Source organism: Nguyenibacter vanlangensis (assembly GCF_038719015.1).
Classification (GTDB): Bacteria; Pseudomonadota; Alphaproteobacteria; order Acetobacterales; family Acetobacteraceae; genus Gluconacetobacter; species Gluconacetobacter vanlangensis.
Window position 1 is genome coordinate 3,022,879 of sequence record NZ_CP152276.1, and the last position, 17,541, is coordinate 3,040,419.

Annotated in this window: 16 protein-coding genes and 2 tRNA genes; 8 read left to right on the top strand and 10 right to left on the bottom strand. The window is 68.2% G+C overall.

Translation table 11 applies throughout. From position 1 onward, the window contains the following. Positions 1-5 precede the first annotated feature (5 nt). The 3 genes from AAC691_RS14080 to AAC691_RS14090 all read right to left on the bottom strand — a co-directional run bounded on the left by AAC691_RS14080 (position 6) and on the right by AAC691_RS14090 (position 1,887). Positions 6-959 (bottom strand): NAD(P)-dependent oxidoreductase, encoded by a 954-nt coding sequence (locus AAC691_RS14080; RefSeq protein ID WP_342627366.1) that lies wholly within the window; start codon positions 957-959, stop codon positions 6-8. A 55-nt stretch (positions 960-1,014) separates the two neighbouring features. After that, positions 1,015-1,512, bottom strand: a complete 498-nt coding sequence (locus AAC691_RS14085) for a YjjA family protein (protein ID WP_342627367.1) — start codon at positions 1,510-1,512, stop codon at positions 1,015-1,017. Between the two features lie 66 nt (positions 1,513-1,578). Continuing rightward, positions 1,579-1,887 (bottom strand): YggT family protein, encoded by a 309-nt coding sequence (locus AAC691_RS14090; RefSeq protein ID WP_176641300.1) that lies wholly within the window; start codon positions 1,885-1,887, stop codon positions 1,579-1,581. A gap of 173 nt (positions 1,888-2,060) precedes the next feature. On the opposite strand from AAC691_RS14090, the gene AAC691_RS14095 reads away from it, so the two are divergent. The 6 genes from AAC691_RS14095 (at position 2,061) to AAC691_RS14120 (ending at position 8,659) form a co-directional block, all read left to right on the top strand. Continuing rightward, positions 2,061-2,136, top strand: a tRNA-Ala gene (locus AAC691_RS14095). Between the two features lie 278 nt (positions 2,137-2,414). Further along, positions 2,415-3,347, top strand: a complete 933-nt coding sequence (locus AAC691_RS14100; RefSeq protein WP_342627368.1) for a diacylglycerol kinase family protein — start codon at positions 2,415-2,417, stop codon at positions 3,345-3,347. Positions 3,348-3,551: 204 nt separating this feature from the next. Continuing rightward, complete coding sequence (locus tag AAC691_RS14105) at positions 3,552-4,868, top strand: GGDEF domain-containing protein (RefSeq protein ID WP_342627369.1); 1,317 nt, start codon at positions 3,552-3,554, stop codon at positions 4,866-4,868. Between the two features lie 157 nt (positions 4,869-5,025). Next, a complete protein-coding gene (locus tag AAC691_RS14110) occupies positions 5,026-6,513 on the top strand; it encodes a carbohydrate porin (protein ID WP_342627370.1) in 1,488 nt (495 codons plus the stop codon). Between the two features lie 188 nt (positions 6,514-6,701). Beyond that, positions 6,702-7,475, top strand: a complete 774-nt coding sequence (locus tag AAC691_RS14115; protein WP_342627371.1) for a sulfotransferase family 2 domain-containing protein — start codon at positions 6,702-6,704, stop codon at positions 7,473-7,475. A gap of 32 nt (positions 7,476-7,507) precedes the next feature. Beyond that, complete coding sequence (locus tag AAC691_RS14120; RefSeq protein WP_342627372.1) at positions 7,508-8,659, top strand: DNA glycosylase AlkZ-like family protein; 1,152 nt, start codon at positions 7,508-7,510, stop codon at positions 8,657-8,659. A 112-nt stretch (positions 8,660-8,771) separates the two neighbouring features. On the opposite strand, the gene AAC691_RS14125 is transcribed toward AAC691_RS14120, so the two are convergent. From AAC691_RS14125 to hemE, 5 genes are all read right to left on the bottom strand, one after another. Then, a complete protein-coding gene (locus tag AAC691_RS14125; protein WP_342627373.1) occupies positions 8,772-9,452 on the bottom strand; it encodes an SOS response-associated peptidase in 681 nt (226 codons plus the stop codon). 155 nt (positions 9,453-9,607) lie between these two features. Continuing rightward, the gene (locus AAC691_RS14130; protein ID WP_342627374.1) at positions 9,608-10,486 is read right to left on the bottom strand and encodes an aldose 1-epimerase family protein; all 879 of its coding nucleotides are present in this window, start codon (positions 10,484-10,486) and stop codon (positions 9,608-9,610) included. A gap of 65 nt (positions 10,487-10,551) precedes the next feature. Next, entirely contained in the window at positions 10,552-11,001 is a 450-nt protein-coding gene (gene hemJ, locus AAC691_RS14135) for a protoporphyrinogen oxidase HemJ (RefSeq protein ID WP_342627375.1), read from the bottom strand. Next, a complete protein-coding gene (locus tag AAC691_RS14140; RefSeq protein ID WP_342627376.1) occupies positions 10,998-11,714 on the bottom strand; it encodes an HAD-IA family hydrolase in 717 nt (238 codons plus the stop codon). The genes hemJ and AAC691_RS14140 overlap by 4 nt, the downstream gene beginning before the upstream one ends. Further along, on the bottom strand, positions 11,715-12,779 hold the full coding sequence (gene hemE, locus AAC691_RS14145) for a uroporphyrinogen decarboxylase (protein WP_323989350.1): 1,065 nt from the start codon (positions 12,777-12,779) through the stop codon (positions 11,715-11,717). 431 nt (positions 12,780-13,210) lie between these two features. Between hemE and AAC691_RS14150 the strand changes: the two genes are divergently transcribed. Continuing rightward, positions 13,211-13,849, top strand: coding sequence for a Maf family protein (locus AAC691_RS14150; protein WP_342627377.1), 639 nt, complete (start codon positions 13,211-13,213; stop codon positions 13,847-13,849). Between the two features lie 76 nt (positions 13,850-13,925). Beyond that, positions 13,926-14,001: transfer RNA gene (locus AAC691_RS14155), tRNA-Ala, on the top strand. A 98-nt stretch (positions 14,002-14,099) separates the two neighbouring features. Here the strand turns inward: AAC691_RS14155 and AAC691_RS14160 are convergent. Further along, positions 14,100-16,673 (bottom strand): FtsX-like permease family protein, encoded by a 2,574-nt coding sequence (locus AAC691_RS14160; RefSeq protein ID WP_342627378.1) that lies wholly within the window; start codon positions 16,671-16,673, stop codon positions 14,100-14,102. Next, positions 16,670-17,527, bottom strand: a complete 858-nt coding sequence (locus AAC691_RS14165; protein ID WP_342627379.1) for an ATP-binding cassette domain-containing protein — start codon at positions 17,525-17,527, stop codon at positions 16,670-16,672. Before AAC691_RS14165 ends, AAC691_RS14160 begins: the two co-directional genes overlap by 4 nt. Positions 17,528-17,541 lie beyond the last annotated feature (14 nt).

The window sequence follows — 17,541 nt, forward strand, 5'->3', positions numbered from 1 at the left end:
TCATGTCAGGCTTTTCGTGACGGCTCTCCGGTCATGGCGTCATCCGTTCTGATATCATGGGCCGGCAGGCCGTTGAGGCGCGCGATATGGAGGAAGATGCCGCTGTGGTCGAGGCCGCCGTCGCCGGCGGCAACCATGGCGCGAAACAGCTCGGCGACCCGCTCGGTCGCCGGCAGCGTCAGGTGGTGTTCCTCGGCGATCCTAGCCGCCGCATCGAGGTCCTTGACCTGATTGATCGCGTCGCCGCCGGGGGTGAACCGGCGTTCGATCATCCGCAGCCCGTGCTGCTGCAGGATCACGCTGTCGGCGAAGCCGCCCGTCAGGGCCTGCCGCACGCGCGCCGGATCCGCGCCGCCGCGCTCGGCCAGCGTGAAGGCTTCGGCGATCAGGGTGATCGTCCCGGCGACGATGACCTGGTTGGCCAGCTTGGCCAGTTGCCCCGTCCCGACCGGACCGATATACGTCACGCGCCCCAGCACGCGCAGCAGGGGCGAGACCGCCGCAATGTCGTCCGGCGACCCGCCGGCCATGATCGCCAGCGTTTTGTCGATCGCCCCTTTCTCGCCGCCGGAAACGGGCGCGTCAACATAGCCGATCCCCAGCTCACGCAGGCGCGCGGCCTGTGTCCTGGCCACGTCCACGGCAATCGAACTCATCATGACGACGATGGCGCCGGCCTTGATGTGGGCGGCGGCCCGGCCGTCCTCGAACAGGATCTGGTTCGCGGCCTGGCCGGAGGTCACCATGACGATCACGACATCCGCGCCGGATACCGCCTGCACGGCGCTCGGGGCCACCTCGACGCCGAATGCCGCCAGCGGACGGGCCTTGTCGTCCGTGCGGTTCCAGGCCGAAATCCGATATCCCGCCTGGGCGATATGACGGGCCATGGGCGCGCCCATGATCCCGGTCCCGAGGAATGCGACGCGTGGCGCAGCGATTGTGCCGTCGTCGGTCATGTGTTGCTCCTGCTGCGGCCGCGCGGCCGGCGCCGACCGCGTTGCCGGGTGGGCGTCAGAGCATGGAGCGGGCGCGGTTCAGGACCATGGTGCAGATTTTCTGCGTCATCTGCTGCTTGATCCCCTGCCCCGCTCCGGCCAGAGAGAAGGTGTTGCCGCCCCCGGTGTCCAGCAGACCGTTCCGGCCCGCCTGGTATTGGCTGTCGGTCCGGGGGTCGATGCCGGCCTTGTGGCCCAGGGCGCTCATGACCGGAGAGGCGGTGCCGGTGCCGAGATAGTTGTTCTGCACGCAATAGCCCAGCAGGCCGGCGAGGTTGCCGGCGCCGGCCGAGGACAGGGACGGCAGGCCCATGGCGCCACCCATGGCCCCACTGCCCATCGCCCCCATGGCGCCGCCCATCATGCCGCCATTGCCGCCGCCCATGCCGGGCATCGCGGGCATGGCGCTGCCGCCCGACATTCCGGGCATTGCGGGCATCTGGGCGCGGGCGGGCGGCAGGCCGGCCACGGACAGGATGGCGACGACCGGCAGAATGAAGATGTGGCGCGTCATGGACGTGATCCCTTTGCGATGGTCATGCGTGTCCGGTCCGAGGCGCCCGGGATGGGCGCGGCCCGTTCAGAGAGGGTTGCTGAAAGCCAACGTATAATAAAGCTGCCGGATCAGCGGCGTCAGCACGTACTGGATCAGCAGCAGCAGGACCAGCGGGCTGAAATCCATGTTGCCCACCACAGGCAGGATGCGCCGCAACGGCCGCAGCGCCGGTTCCGTCAGGCGGTTGAGGAAATTGCCGATGGCCCAGACCGTGTGGTTGCGGGTGTCCAGCACGCCGAACGCGTAGAGGAAGCTGAATACGCAGGAAATAACGAGCACCCAGGTATAGAGCCGGACGGCTTCGAGCAGCAATGTGAAGACAAGCTGGAGCAACGTGTATGATCTCCAAGAGGCAGGGCGGAAATCCTATCGGAGGCGGGGAAGAGGCACAACACCGCGCCCCGCATAGCGCCGCGCGAGCCGCGGCAGGACCATTCGACAGGGCCTCTCGATGGGCGCTTGACAAACCCGGAACGGCCGGTATTTATGCCAGCCCATCAGGCAGTGGGGCTGTAGCTCAGTTGGGAGAGCGCCTCGTTCGCAATGAGGAGGTCAGGGGTTCGATTCCCCTCAGCTCCACCACTGGTCTGATATTTTCCCGAAAAATCAAATCCTGATGGCGATGTCATCCGTCGCGGCCCGTTGGCGGTCCATCCTGTCGCCGTTGGCATGTCGCCGCTTGTTCCCGCTTGTACGCCGGTGCGATTTGTCGGTATCGCGATCTGTTTTAAACATATGGACGGGATGATCGGCCGGGGGCGCATGGTGGAGCGGGGTGTGGGGTACGGCGCTGGCGTTGCAGGTCGAACCGTTGCGGATCGAGGCGATGCGGGTTGGGCGGCTGCGGGTCGACGCGCACGATGAATGAGCGGATTGCGCGGATTCTGGTGGTCTATAACCCCATGGCGGGGCGGCGGCGCATAACGCGTCTGCGTCGTTTCGTGCAGGGGCTGCGGGCCGGGGGGGCCGAGGTGACGGTGGCGGCCACGGGCCATGCCGGGCACGGGCGCATCCTGTCGCGCGATGCCGGGCCGGACGGGGCGTTCACCCATGTCGTGGCGGCCGGGGGCGACGGCACGATTTCCGAGGTCGCCGACGGGCTGCTGGAGGCCATGCGTCCTTCCTTTCCTCCCGCGTCCCTTTCGATGCCTGGGCCCGTCATGGGCGTGCTGCCGCTGGGCACCGCGAATGTGCTGGCGCACGAGCTGGGCGTGGCCTTCGCCCCCGGCGACAATGCGCGGGCGCTGCTGTCGGGCCGGTGGCGGACGATCTGGCCCGGCCGGATCGAGGCGGGCGGGCAGGCGCGCATTTTCGTGCAGATGGCCAGTGCGGGATTCGACGCGCAGGTCGTGAATCATCTGTCGCTGCGCGCCAAGCGCGTGCTGGGCCGCGGCGCCTATGCCGTGCAGGCGATCCGCGAGGCCGGGCGCTATGATTTTCCGCCGCTGCAGGTCGTGCTGGATGGGCAGGCCCATACGGCCTTCGGCATCGTCTGTTCCAAGGGACGGTTCTATGGCGGGCGCCATGTCCTGGCGCCCGAGGCAACGCCGCTGGCGCGCGGGTTTTCGGTCACGCTGCTGGACGAGCCGGGGGCCGGCCCGATCGCCAGGGTGGCGCTGGGACTGCTGTGCGACCGCCCCGACCGGGTGCGCGGTCTGCGGCGGGTGCGCGCGTCGCATATCGCGCTGACCGCGCCCGACGGGCTGGCGCTGCAGCATGACGGCGACCCATCGGGCGGCAGCGTGCCGTGCATCATCACGGATGCCGCGCACCCGCTGCGGATCGCCGTGTGACCCCGGCCCGGGCGCGCGGCACGATGCGGCGACGGGGCGAGTCGACACGGCGGCGCAATAATCGTATCTGACGGGCGCGCTAGTGTCCTGCCCGAGAAATTCTCATGAGAATTTCTCGGATCGGCAGGCCACTAAAATATTGATTCTCATGTCCGGCGGCGGGATCGTCCGAAAAAGGGGGCCGAACCGGTCCAGACATCCATCATGCCCATCGCATCGCTCTCTCCCGGCCCGTTCATCGCGCTTGTCTGTCTGCTGATCACCGTTCTTTGCCATGCGGCGCGGCAATATCATCCCGAACCCGCCCTGCGGCTGCTGGGGATGGGGACCTTTGCCGGGGCGATCGGCCTGCCGCTGGTGATGATGCGGCCGCCGGTGCCGGAATGGGTCGCCATCCCGATCGGCAACAGTATCGTGCTGCTGGCGCTGGCGCTGTTCTGGCAGGCAACGATGCGGTTGTACGGGCGGCCGCTCTTTCGCTGGGGGCTGGCCGCGCCGGTGCTGCTGTGGCTGGGGCTTTGCGCCTTCGGGTGGTTCCGCCATTCCCTTGCGCTGCGGGTGGAGATCGCGATGGCGATGGTGGCGGGGCTGGTCTTCCTGCCGCTTTGCCGGTTGGCGCGGCCGCCGAGAGAGACCCGGACGCAACTGGCGCTGCTGGTGATCGGCGGCGTTCATGTCGTGTGCAGCGCGGTGCGCGGCCTGTTGACCGCCATGCCGGGGCTGTTTCCCTGGGAAGGGCTGGTGAACGCGGCGATCCCGTTCGAGATGCTGTCCTATGTCGTGCTGTGGCCCGGGCTGATGCTGATCCTGGTCGCGGAGCGGGCGATGCGGCAGACCCGGACGATGGCGTTTCAGGACGACATGACCGGCGTGCTGAACCGACGCGGCTTCTGGCAGGCGGCGGAGGCCCTGCCGCGACGCGGCGTGCTGCTGTTCGACATCGATCATTTCAAGCATATCAACGATACGTTCGGCCATGCGGCGGGGGATCGGGTCATCCGGCATTTCAGCACGGTCGCGACGGACGCCCTGGGTCCGGACGTGCTGTTCGGCCGGATCGGCGGCGAGGAATTCGCCGCGGCGGTCAGCGGATTGTCGCATGAGGCGCTGTACGCCGTGGCCGAGCGGGTGCGTCTGACCTTCGCCGAAACCGTGACCCCGCCGGGCGTCCGGGCGACCGTCAGCATCGGCATCGCCGCGCCGGCCGCGCCCGGCCTGCCGCTGGGCGAGCAGATGGCGCTGGCGGATCGCGCGCTGTACCGTGCCAAGCACCAGGGCCGCAACCGGACCGAGGGCGACGGATCGGACCCCGTGCACTCCCCGGCCTCGACCCCGGTCCCGCCGCGCGAAGGCGTGACCCCGCGGGCGCCGGGATGGTGGCGGCGCCTTTACATCCGAGGCGCCGATCAGGACGCGTCCGGTGATGCCGCATTTTTGGGATGCCGTCGGGATCGTCATCCTGGCGCTGGGATCACGGATCATGCTGCTGATTTCGATCGGGTAGGACGGGCGGGAGGGTGAAGCCGCTTCATCAGATAAAGACACGAGGCGGAGGTGGACTGTTTACCGCGTAGTCGAAACGTTATAGGAAAATGACCCGTAATTTTTCCGCGAATGGAAATATTACGACATATTTGCGCCCCGTTCCATCCCCATCGCCGCCGAGACATCATCATCGATGACCAGATCCCCTGGGACCAGATCCTTTGGCCGACCGCGGCCGTCTGCTCGCCTTGCCTGCCTGTCGGCGATTCTGGGGCTGCTGGCCGGCCATCCGGCCCCGGCGGCGGCCCAGGTGATGGACAACGACATCGGTGCGGCGCCCATGCAGCGTGTCAGCACGCCGGAGCCCGCCCATGTGTCGCTGGCGCCGATCGTGCCGCCTTTTTCCCATCCCGAGGCAATATTTCCCAACCCGTTCGGGCTGACGAAATGGCTGCGGGATCGGGGCGTCAATGTCCTGTTGGACAACACCAACGAGTTCGCGGGCGCGATCACGCCGCCGACGCGCGGGACGACCAAAGGGTTCGTCAATTACCGGCAGGGTGCGAGCAATGCCGGGCAATATGCCGCCGAGCTGGACATCGACTGGAACAGGCTGGCCGGCCTGCGCGGTTTCGCCACCCACATGATCACGGTCGGCCGCTACGGCACCACGGCCAACCGCATGTTCGGCGACTGGCTGAACCACGCGTCCGAGGATTATGGCGGCGGCGGCAACGTGGTCGTCCATCTGGTCTATGCCTATGGCGAGGAGACGCTGTTCGGCGGGCGGCTGGCGATCGCGGCGGGGCGCATGGCGGAAATTTCTGATTTCGCGGCGAGCCCGCTGTTCTGCAATTTCCAGAACGGCAGTTTCTGCGGACGCCCCAAGGGCATTACCGACACGAATTATGCGGCGGGCTATCCGGCGTCGACCTGGGGCTTTCGCGTGCGCGGGCGGCCTACGCACACGATCTATGCGCAGACGGGCGTCTATCCGATCGAGAACGGGATCTATTCGGTGGCGCAGCACCGGACGGGTTTCAAGTTCAACGGCGCGAACATCATCGGCTATACCGCGCCCGTCGAAATGGGGTGGGAGCCGGTCTTCGCCCATGGCACGCTGCCGGGGCATTACAAGCTGGGCGGTTCGCTGTTCAGCACGCCGCAGAACGACAATCTCTTCGACATCGCCGGGCGCCCCTATGCGCTGACGCGTGCCAGGCCGCGCCAGCATGCCGCGTCATGGTCGAGCTGGGCGATGTTCGACCAGCGGCTGGTCCATTATGCCGACCCGGCATCCGGACTGACGGCGCTGTGGGGCGTGGTCTATAACGACCCGCATACGTCGCTGCGCGAATATGTGGCCTATGCCGGGTTGCTGAATCGCGGCTTCATCCAGTCGCGGCCGTTCGACACGCTGGGCGTCGCGCTGACCTATACCAAGATCGCCAACGGCGTGACGATGACCGAGGAAGATCTGTTGCGCCAGGGGGCCGCGCTGCCGAACCATGCGACGGGGGTGCAGCGCCATGCCATGGTGCTGGAGGCGAATTACGCCATCCACGTCATGCGCGGCGTCATCTTCACCCCTTTGTTCGAATATTATTTCCGTCCCAACGCCCAGGGCAATCTGCGCGATGCCGCGCTGCTGGGGTTCAAGAGCCACGTCGAGTTTCTGTAAGGCGCGGCCCAAAAACGGGAGATCGGAGGCCGGCCGGCAGAAGATTTTATATATCTCGGGCCTTTCGCCGGCGTTTCGACTGTAACCGGGAAGATTGCAGAGTGTAACGTGATCGGGATCGGCCATGTTTTGGCCGCTTCTTCTGGTAGGGTCTGGCCGCGCCGATGATGATGACCGGAGAAAGCCCGATGACCCTGCCGCAGAAAAGCGTTCTGGCCGCGCGCGACGCCTATACGCCACGCCGGACGCCGGATGCGGTGCCGCCGAAGACCCTGTTCGAGCGCCTGACGCGGCTGCTGGGGTTTCGCCTGCCGCCCGACCTGCATGAATGGACATCGGAAATCGGCCTGACGCTGCCGCTGGGTACCAAGCGCCATGAGCGGATGGCGCTGATCGCGCAGCGGGGCGTATTGTTTGTCCATGTGCCGAAGAATGCCGGGACGTCGATCGCGACCGCGCTGTACGGCCGCACCCTGTCGCATGAATCCATGCGCTATTACCTGGACGTGGTGCCGCATCTGGCCCACACGCTGCCCAGCGTCGCCATTCTGCGCGATCCGGTGGAGCGGTTCATTTCGGCCTATCGCTATGCGCGGGACGGGGGCAGCCGGCATCGCAGCGTGGTGCCGGCCTTTCGCGACCAGTATATGGCATTCTGTTCGGTCGACGATGCGCTGGACCATATCGAGCAGGCACGGTCGGTCTATCAGATGGATCACATCTTCCGGCCGCAATCCTGGTACGTCACGGACAAATCCGGCCGGCCGGCCGTGCGCTATCTGGTCCATCTGCGCGATATCGGGCGCCTGCCGGACCTGGTGCCGGAACTGAGCACGCTGCGGCTGCCGCACCTGAACGAAAGCCGGTCCTATGCGCTGAACCTGACCGGCCGGCAACTGGCACGGATCGAAGCGTTCTATCATCGGGATTTCGCGCTGTTCGATCATCTGACCATCCGGTGACCGCGACACCGGGCCGCGTCCGGAGCCGCACCATGCCCGCCCCCATTTCACTGACCAGGCGTGAGGCCCGGCGCATCTGGATGCGCGCGCAGGGACTGGATCGGGCGGCGCCGTTCGGCGGCGGGGCGGATGCGACGCGGCGGGCGGTCGAGCATCTGGGCTATGTGCAGATCGACACGATCAACGTGATCGAACGATGTCATCATCACATCCTGTGGTCGCGCATTCCGGAGTACCGGCGGGCGCATCTGCAGCAGGCGCAGAGCACGGACAAGAGCGTCTTCGAATATTGGACGCATGCCCTGGCCTATGTCCCCACGCGGGATCTGCGCTTTTTCATCGACGACATGCGGCGGCGGCGGGCAGCGCCGGGAAGCTGGTTCGACAGCGTGACGCCCGAGGAGGTGCGCAAGCTGCTGGGTCGCATCCGCGTGGAAGGCGCGCTGTCGATCCGCGATATCGAGGACGACGTGCTGGTCGAGAAGGACCACGCCTGGGCAAGCCGCAAGCCGTCGAAGCGGGCGTTGCAACTGGCCTTTCTGAGCGGGCAACTGACGATCAGCGCGCGCGAGGGGATGGTGAAACGTTATGAACTGATCGGGCGGCATTTCGGCTGGGACAGCCCGCCGCGCCCGGTTCCGGCGGCGCGGAAGCTGGATTACCTGCTGGACCGCGCGCTGCGGGCGCAGGGGATCGTCAGCCTGGATTCGGCCTGTCACCTGGACGCGTCGCGCAAGGCCGGTCTGCGCGAGCGGATCGAAGGGCGCGTGGCGCGCGGGCGGCTGGTGCCGGTTTCCGTCGCGGGGGCCGAGCGGGTCGGCCACTGGGCCTGTCCCGCCATGCTGGCGGCGGCCCGGGTCGAGGAATTTGCAGGCGAGGACACGGTTCATATCCTGTCGCCGTTCGACCCGCTGGTGATCCAGCGCAAGCGGCTGGAGCTGATGTTCGGCTATACGCACCGGTTCGAAGCCTATGTACCGAGGACGAAACGGGTATTCGGCTATTTCGCGCTGCCGGTGTTGGTCGGCGACCGGGTGGTGGCAGCGATCGACCTGAAGGCCGACCGGGCACGGAATATGCTTCAGGTGCAGCAATGGAACTGGATCGGACCGCAGCAGGCCACCCATAGCAGGCTGATCGAGGACGCACTGCACCGTTTCGAACAATTCCAGTTTGAAACCTGAAGGATCGAAACGACTCCGAAAAATGATCTGGTGGTCTGTCGGCGGGTGGAAGAGTTGACCGTTTTGCGGTCTCTTTTTCGGGGCTCTGCCCCGCACCCAGCCAGAGAACCATTTATTTATCGATAGATTGCGCCGGGTCGAGCAGGTGCGGTCCGTCGCGCGTTGGATCGTTCACCGCCGGGCCGACGGGGAAGAGGGTGACGTTGTCCGGATCGCATGGCATGAGAAATCTTGTGGCATTGTCAGGTGTTTCGTAGAGCCACTCACGCCGATCATCGGGGGCGATCAGCACCGGCATGCGGTCCTGGACCGGGCGGACCGAATCGCAGGATTCGGTGGTGATGATTGCGAAACTATGCAGGATATCGCCTTGATATTCCCAATTGTCCCAGATCGCGGCCAGGGTCATCGGCTGGCGGTCCGGTGTGGTGAGTGCCCAGGGGCAGCGCGCGAGGCGGCGCGACGTGCGGCCGGTGGGCCAGAGATAGCAGGCCGTGGCGGGCACCAGGCAACGCCGGGCGCGGAACGCGGCGCGAAACATGCCCGATGTGGCAATCGTTTCCGCGCGCGCGTTGATCGCCTGTCGCGTCATGTCGCGTGCCCAATGGGGGACCAGCCCCCACAACATCAGATCAAGCCGCGCGCCGGAACCGGACGGCACGCGGCAGAGCACCGGGGCAGGCTGGCCGGGGGCCACGTTCCACGAGGGCAGCCAGTCCGGCGCGGGGCCGGTGACGCCGAAATGCTGCCGCATGGCCTGGGTGGTCAGCGCGTTGGCGAAGCGGCGGCACATTCTCTAGCGGGGGTTCTCTTCTTTTTCTGAAGAAAAAGAAGAGAAAAGACTTTTATTCGTTAAGGGATTTCCCGTCTGCTCGGCAAAATGCCCAAAACTTCCAAAAGTTTTTTGGTTCTTTTTTTCAAAAAAGAACGAATCCCCCCGCCCACGCATCAAAGCAGCGCCACGGACCAGGACGCCGTCCAGTCCTGGAGCGGCGGAATGTGGAGGATTCCCGGCTTTTCCGAAAATTCGCCCGAGAAATCGACGGGGCTGGGCAGACCGCGCCAGGGTTCGATGCACAGGAACCCTGCGCCGGGCTTCATCCACAGGCCAAGTTCGTGAAATCCCTGCCATGCCATGGTCATTCCCGTGCCGTCGGGGGCACGGAACGCGACGCGGGTGCTGGTGAGCTGGTCGAGGATGACGACGTCGTCGATGAACAGATCGTCGGACAGGGCCAGGGTCCGGCCGGTGATCGGCGTGGGAAAATGCGTGGGCAGCAGCAGGCCATCGGCGATCCGGCGGATCGGGGCGGGTTCGGGATGTTCGAATTCCAACACGTAGTCCTGCCTGGCGGCGCCGGGGCGCTGGGGCCAGGAGAAGGCCGGATGGGCGCCGAGCGCGGCCAGCAGGACATGGTCCGGATCGGGGTTGTGCACCCGGTATCCGACATGCAGCGTCTGGCCGGTGATCTGGTAATCCATCGTCAGGACGAAGCGAAAGGGAAAGATCGCGCGGCTGTCGGCGTCGTCGGAGATCGACAGGGTGCAGCCGTCCGCGCGGCGGTCGACCCAATGGAAGACGCGGTCGCGGGCGAAGCCGTGCCGGGTCAGGCGATAGGGCCGGCCGTCGATCAGGGCGGTGTCGTCCTTCAGGGTGCCGACGATAGGGAAAAGCACCGGCGAGTGACGGGGCCAGGCGGCGCCCGACCAGACCCGGTCGAAGCCCGACGGGTCCTGAAGGGATTGCAGTTCGGCCCCGGCGGCCGCGACGCGGGACTGGAGTCCGTTGGCGCCGAAAACATGGTGGGCGGGAGCGTTGTCGGTCATTGCAGCCTCTCCACTTGCACCCTTTCGACGGGCCCGGCGCCCGGCGATATGAACAGGGTGTTTTTTCAGAACGGACGGACGATCACCATAATGACGACGACCATCATCAGCAGGGTCGGGATTTCGTTCGCCGCGCGGTAGAATCGTTCGGACCGGACATTGCGGTCCTCGGCGAAGGCGCGGCGCCAGGCGGCGCAGGCGCCGTGGAAGCCGGCCAGGCCGAGCACCGCCGCGATCTTGAGGTACCACCAGCCGGCATGCCAGTCGACCGTGCCGGGGGTCAACGCCAGCAGAATGCCGAAGAGGAACGTACAGATCATTGCGGGATTCATGATCTGCCGCAAAAGTTTACGTTCCATTACCTTGAAGCGCTCGCTCTCGCCCGAGCCCGGTGCGGCCTGGCAGTGATAGACGAAGAGGCGCGGCAGGTAGAACAGCCCGGCCATCCAGGCGATCAGGGCCATGACGTGCAGGGCCTTGAGCCAAGCCAGATAGGGCAGCAGGCCGGCGATCATGGCGTATTGCCGCCCTGTTCCGCCAGGATGGCTTCCAGCAGCGGCGCGAATTCCGACAAATGCGCGATGCGATACAGGCCGGGCCATTCGGGCGCCGGCAGGTGGAGCGGGCGCAGCAGCACGCAGGCCATGCCGGCCGCCCGCGCGGCAAGGGCGCCGGTATCGCTGTCCTCGAGCACGAGGCATTCGTCGGGGGCGACGCCCTCGGTTTCGGCGGCGTGCAGATAGACCCCGGGATCGGGCTTGGGGCAGCCCATGTCGCGCGCCGAATGGATGCGGTCGGCGACGAAACGGTCCAGGCCGGTGCGGGCGAATTTCACGTCCATTTCGGCGATCGAGGAATTGGAGCCGACCCGCACCGGAAGATCGAGCCCGACGACGGCGGTCAGCATCCCATGGGCGCCGTCGATCGCGCGGGCTTCGGCGCGCATCAGTTCGACCAGACGGTCCTGCACCATGGCGACCCAGTCGTCGGGCAGCGCACGGCCGGTTTCGGCCTCGGCTTCGGTCTTGATCAGGGTCAGGGCGCGGCCGGCGAAGCGATGCACCGCCGCGTCGTCGTCGTAATGCAGCCCGATCCGGCGCAGTTCCTGGGCGACGACGCGGCAGGACGGGCCTTCGCTGTCGACCAGCACGCCGTCGCAATCGAAGATCACCAGGCGCAGGCGCCCGTCCGGACGGACCGCGCGGGGCAGGGTCGGCGCGGGCGGCATCTATCCGACCTCGCGCACGGCGCGGACCAGGTCGCCGACATGCTCGGGCGGTGTCGCCGGAACGACGCCGTGGCCGAGATTGAAGATATGCGGCCGGCCTTTCATGACGTCGCGGATGGCGCGGGCCTCGGTCGTCATCGCGTCGCCGCCGGCCAGCAGCAGCAGCGGATCGAGATTGCCCTGCAGCGTGACGTCGGGCGGCACCAGTTCGGCCATCGCCGCCATGTCGGCGCCGGTATCGAGCGCCATGACGCGCACCCCGGTTTCGCGCGCATATTCGGCGGCCATCACGCCGGCCAGGCGGGGGAAGCCGATGACCGGCACGCCGGGACGACGGGTGCGGATCTCGTGGACGATCGCGCGGGTCGGCGCGATGACGTGGCGGCGGAACTGGGCGGGCGGCAGCAGGCCGGACCAGCTGTCGAACAGCATCACGGCCTCGGCCCCCGCGTCGATCTGCGCGCAGAGCATGTCGGCGGTCGCCCGGGCCAGCATGTCGATCAGCCGGTCGAACAGAGCGGGTTCGGCATAGGCCAGGCCGCGCGTGGCGTCGAATTCACGCGAGCCGTGGCCTTCGACCATGTAGCAGGCGACCGTGAAGGGGGATCCGGCGAAGCCGAGCAGCGTGACCTGCCCGCCCCGGGCCGCGCCGATCGGATCGGGGCCGTCGAGCGTCGCGCGCAGGCGGCGCAGGGTTTCCATCACCGGGGCGGTGGCGTCGGGCACGCGTTTGGGATCCAGCCGCGCGAGGTCGGATGCCGATCGGATGGCCCCCAGCACGGGGCCGGTGCCCGGGACGAATTCGAGAGACTGTCCCATCGCCCAAGGCAGGATCAGAATGTCCGAGAACAGGATCGCGCCGTCCATGGCGTAGCGGCGGATCGGCTGCAGGGTGATTTCGGTGGCCAGGTCCGGCGTCATGCAGCGGGTGATGAAATCGGCCTGGTCGCGCAGGGCGCGGAATTCCGGCAGGTAGCGGCCGGCCTGACGCATCAGCCAGAGCGGCGGCGGCCACAGGGCCTCGCCCTGGAGGACCCGCAAGAGTGGTTTGGCTGTGTCCGTCATCGCCGTGCCGATCATTCCTGTCCTGACGGGACGAGTATCCCGTACTTTCGCGGGCGACGACAGGACCGAAGGAAAGGTCCGGTACGGCGTCACCGGATTTCGGATCACACCTCTAAACATGAAATAAGAAGAAAGAAATGCTGAAGAGGGTGATAAGGGCTGTGGATGACGGGGTACCCACGTTTCCAAAAACGTACCCCGTCTTTCCCACAGGGTGTACAGATTTTGTCCGGCCGTTTCCCAAGGGGTTATGGGAGTTATCCCGAAAATGCCGACATGGGGCTGTGTACAACCCACCGTGACGGGGCGCGTGGGCGTTGTCCACGGTACTCGGTACGCTCAAGAAGCATACGGAGTACTGTCCCCATGTACCCCAGTACTCGCGCAGGTCGGGCACAGGGTTTGATTTTTCGAGTACGGAGAGGTGAAGCATGAGCGACTCGTCATTAGTACCGGCCGGCGGGTTTCTACAGGCCGAGTCGCCCCGGATAGTACTGGCCAGCCAGTCGGTGACGCGGCGTATGCTGTTGGAACAGGCCGGTTTATCGGTGGAATCGCGTCCGGCGCGGGTGGACGAGCAGAGCATCCGGGAATCGGCGCGGGCCGAGGGGATGGCGGCCGGATCCTGTGCGCTGCTGCTGGCGGAGATGAAGGCGGCACGGGTGCACGCGCCGGGCAGCGTGGTGGTGGGCGGCGACCAGATCCTGGCCTGCGAGGGGGAATGGTTCGAGAAACCGGCCGACCGGCCGGCGGCGCGGGCGCAATTGCTGCGCCTGCGGGGGCGGACGCACGTGCTGCACACCGCGGTCGCGGTGATGCGCGAGGGGCAGATCATATGGCGGCACGTGGCGCGGCCGGAATTGACGATGCGGCCATTTTCCGAGCGTTTTCTGGACGCGTATCTGGCGGCGGAGGGCGATGCGATCCTGTCCTCGGTCGGGGCGTACCGGCTGGAGGGGGCGGGGATCCATCTGTTCGACCGCGTCGTGGGCGAGCACGCGGCGATCCTGGGCCTGCCCCTGCTGCCGTTGCTGGGATTCCTGCGCCAGCATGGTGTGATCCTGTCGTAATTAGGGGCTTGCCAAGGCAGCGGACGACGGTTATACCCCGCCCACTCGCACGGCGTCGGATGGCGCCAGTGCCGGCGGGGCCATAGCTCAGTTGGGAGAGCGCCTGAATGGCATTCAGGAGGTCGTCGGTTCGATTCCGATTGGCTCCACCAGTTTCCCGCCTGCTTCAATAAGTCACGATGGTGCGCGGCGGTCGGGGGATGCCTCGGTCGGCCGCGTTTTGTCGTGTGCCGTTCGGCGTTTTTCCGCTTTATCCTCTTTTTTTCAGGCTCTGCAGCGCGTGGCGCCAGACCAGCATGCCGCACAGCGTGGTGGCGCAGAGCGTGACGGCCAGGGTACCCGCCAGGGCGGGCCAGTCGGCGTGCCAGGGCATGTGCAGGACCGCGCGGGCGATCAGCCAGGCATTGGCCGTGCCGATCGCCGCCGCCATCGCACCGGCAGTCAGTCCCAGTAGGGTGAATTCCAGCAGCCAGATCGCGCGGATCTGTCCCGCGTCGGCGCCGAGCGCGCGCAGGATGGCGGCGGTGGCGACCCGCTGCCGCCAGCCGGCCGAGAGGGTCGCCGCCAGCACCAGCCCGCCCGAGGCCAGCAGCAGGGCCGCCGCCGCGGTCAGCGCGCCGCCCAGGCGGCCGGCCAGGGTGGCCAGTTGGGCCAGCACGTCGGCGATGCGGATGCCGGTGATCCCGGGCAGCGCGTCGGTCAGCGCGGCCAGCACGCCGGCATCGTGATCTGCCCGGCCGTCGGTGGCCAGGGTGGCGATGAAGCTGTGCGGCGCGTGGGACAGCAGGCCCGGCGAGGCGATGAAGGCGAAATTGAGCTGCAGGGAGCGCCAGGCGACGTCGCGCAGGCTGGCGACGCGGAAATCGATCGCGCGGCCCAGCACGTTGAGCCGGATCGTCGTGCCGAGATGCACGCCCCAGCCCCGGGCCAGCCCGGCATCCAGCGACAGCAAAGGCGGCCCGGCATAATCGGCCGGCCACCATTGGCCGGCGGCCAGATGCGTTCCGGCCGGGGGCGTGGCCGACAGGGTCAGGCCGTGATCGCCGCGCAAGGCCCAGCGTGTCTGCGGTGTGGCGGCGACCCGTTCGGCCGGCACGCCGTCGACCGCGACGACGCGGGTGCGCATCGAGGGCAGTTGCGCGATGGAACGCACCGTGGGCTGGGCGCGGGCCAGGGCGTCGAACCGATCGAGATCGGCGGGCTGGATATCGACGAAATAGAAGGACGGCGCGTTGCGCGGCAACTGGTCCTGCAACTGGGCGGCGATCGTGCGTTCGACCAGGATGATGGTGGCCATGGCCGCGAGCCCGGCGCCCAGCGCCACCACCAGCCGGCCCGTCGCGGCGCCCGGGCGGGCGAACAGGACGAGCCCCAGCCGGAGGCGGCCGTGCCGCGTGCCCAGGCGCGGCAGGAGTGCCGCGACGGCCCGGGCCAATGCCGTGCCGGCGGCGGCGAGCAGGGCTGCGGCGAGCGCGACGGCGGCGAGGAAGCCGGCCAGGAACCGCCAGTCCGCCGTCAGGGCCAGCGCCAGCAGGCCCAGCAGCGCGGCGCAGGCCGCCATGGCGGCGAGGCTGCGCCGGCGGCCGGCGGCGCCGAGCGGGCGGCGACGATCCTGGTCGTGGAACAGGGCGGCCGGGGCGATGGCGCTGGCGCGCATCAGCGGCAGCAGCGTGACCAGCAGCGCGACCACCGCCCCGAACAGTCCGGCCAGCAGGGCGGGGCGCAGCGGCGGGACCAGGCCGGCGGCGTCCACCGGCAGCAGCCCGGCCAGGGCATGGACGGCCAGCGGTGGCAGTAGGAGGGCCGCCGCCATGCCGCCGGCGATGCCGATCGCGCACAGCCCCATGATCTGCAGCCCGAAGACCAGCCGGACCAGGCGGCCCGAGGCGCCGAGGCAGCGCAGGATGGCGATGGTGCGGCCGCGCCCGTCGAGCCAGGCGGTGACGCCGGCCGCGACCCCCAGCCCGCCCAGCAGCAGCGCGGCCAGGCCGATCAACTGGATGAACAGGGCGACCTGGTCGATGGTGCGGTCGAGCGCGGGGGCTGCGTCGGCAACGCCGCGCACATGCCAGCCCTGGTCGGGGAAGCGCACGGCGATCGCCCGCGCCAGGGCGGCGGCGCGGGCGGCGCGGCCGGCGGCCGGACCGTCCAGCACGGCGCGCAGCGCGCGGGTGGCCAGGGCGCCGGGCTGCAGCAGGCCCGCCGCGTCCAGCGCCGGGGCGGCGATCAGGATCGTGGGGGCCAGCATGATCGTGCCCGCGCTGTCGGGGCTGTGGGCCAGCGCGCCGGCCAGGCGGAAGCGGGCCGTGCCGATCCGCACGACGTCGCCCTGGCGGAGATGCAGCCGGTCGATCACCAGCGGGTCGGCCAGCAGGGCGGGCGTGCCGTCCGCCGCGGGGCGCAGCGCGCGGGCCAGGTCGGCCGGGGGCGCGATGGTAACGTGATCGACCAGCGGATAGGCGCCGTCGACCGCCTGGAGTTCGACCAGCATCCGGTCGCCCCCCGTTCCGTCGCCGGATTGGCTGGCATAGAGCATGGAGCGCAGGCGCACGACCTGCGAGACGCGGGCGCCGCTTGCCGCGAGAAAGGAGGCCAGGTCGGGGGGGAACGGGTCGCTGGATTCGATGGACAGGTCGCCGCCCAGCAGGCTGCGCTGCTGTTGGGCGATGCCGTCGCGGATCATGACCTGGAGTCCGCCGACCGCGCCGATCGCCGCCACCCCCAGCGCCAGGCAGGCCAGGACGATGCGCATGCCGCCGATCCCGCCGCGCATGTCGCGCCAGGCCAGGCGGATGGCCAGGCGCAGGGTGGCGAGGGGGCTCATGGCGCGGCCTGCCGCGCGGCGCCCCCGTGCAGCGGGCCGGGGAGCGAGCCAGGAAGCGGGCTGGAGACCGGGTGGGGGCCCCCTTCGGCCAGGCGGCCGTCGCGGACCGCGAGGCGGCGGTCGCAGCGCGCGGCCAGGGCCGGGTCGTGGGTGATCAGCAGCATCGTGGTGCCGTGGCGGCGTTGCAGGCCGAAAAGCAGGTCCATGATCGCGCTTCCGGTCTGGCTGTCGAGATTGCCGGTGGGTTCGTCGGCCAGCAGCAGGCGCGGCCGGGTCACGAAGGCGCGGGCCAAAGCCACGCGCTGCTGCTCGCCGCCCGAGAGTTCACCGGGCAGATGGTCCAGCCGGTGGTCGAGCCCGACGGCGGCGAGCGCCGCCCGGGCGTCGCGGGCCCCGTCGCGATGGCCGGCCAGTTCCAGCGGCACCAGCACGTTTTCCAGTGCCGTCATGGTCGGGATAAGCTGGAAGGACTGGAAGACGATGCCGGTGGTGCGGCGGCGGAAGCGGGCCAGCGCGTCCTCGTCGAGGTCGGCAAGGCGGGTGCCGGCGATCGTGACCGTGCCGCTTGTGGGCCGTTCGAGCCCGGCGAGGAGCATCAGCAGCGAGGTCTTGCCCGAGCCGGAGGGGCCGACGATGCCCACGGCCTCGGCTTCGGCCACGCGCAGGCTGATCCCGCGCAGGATGGCCAGGCCCCCAGCCCTTTCCCCGGTGTTCCCGCCAGGGTGTGCGCCAGGATGGGTGTGTGTGCCGTTCCGGGCCGGGTTGACCCTGCCGGAATGGGCCGGCACTGTCAGCCACAGGTCATCCGCCTGCACCAGGGTTGGCCGTCCGTTCAGGAATCCTTCGCTGTCCATGCGCTCTTCTTCCG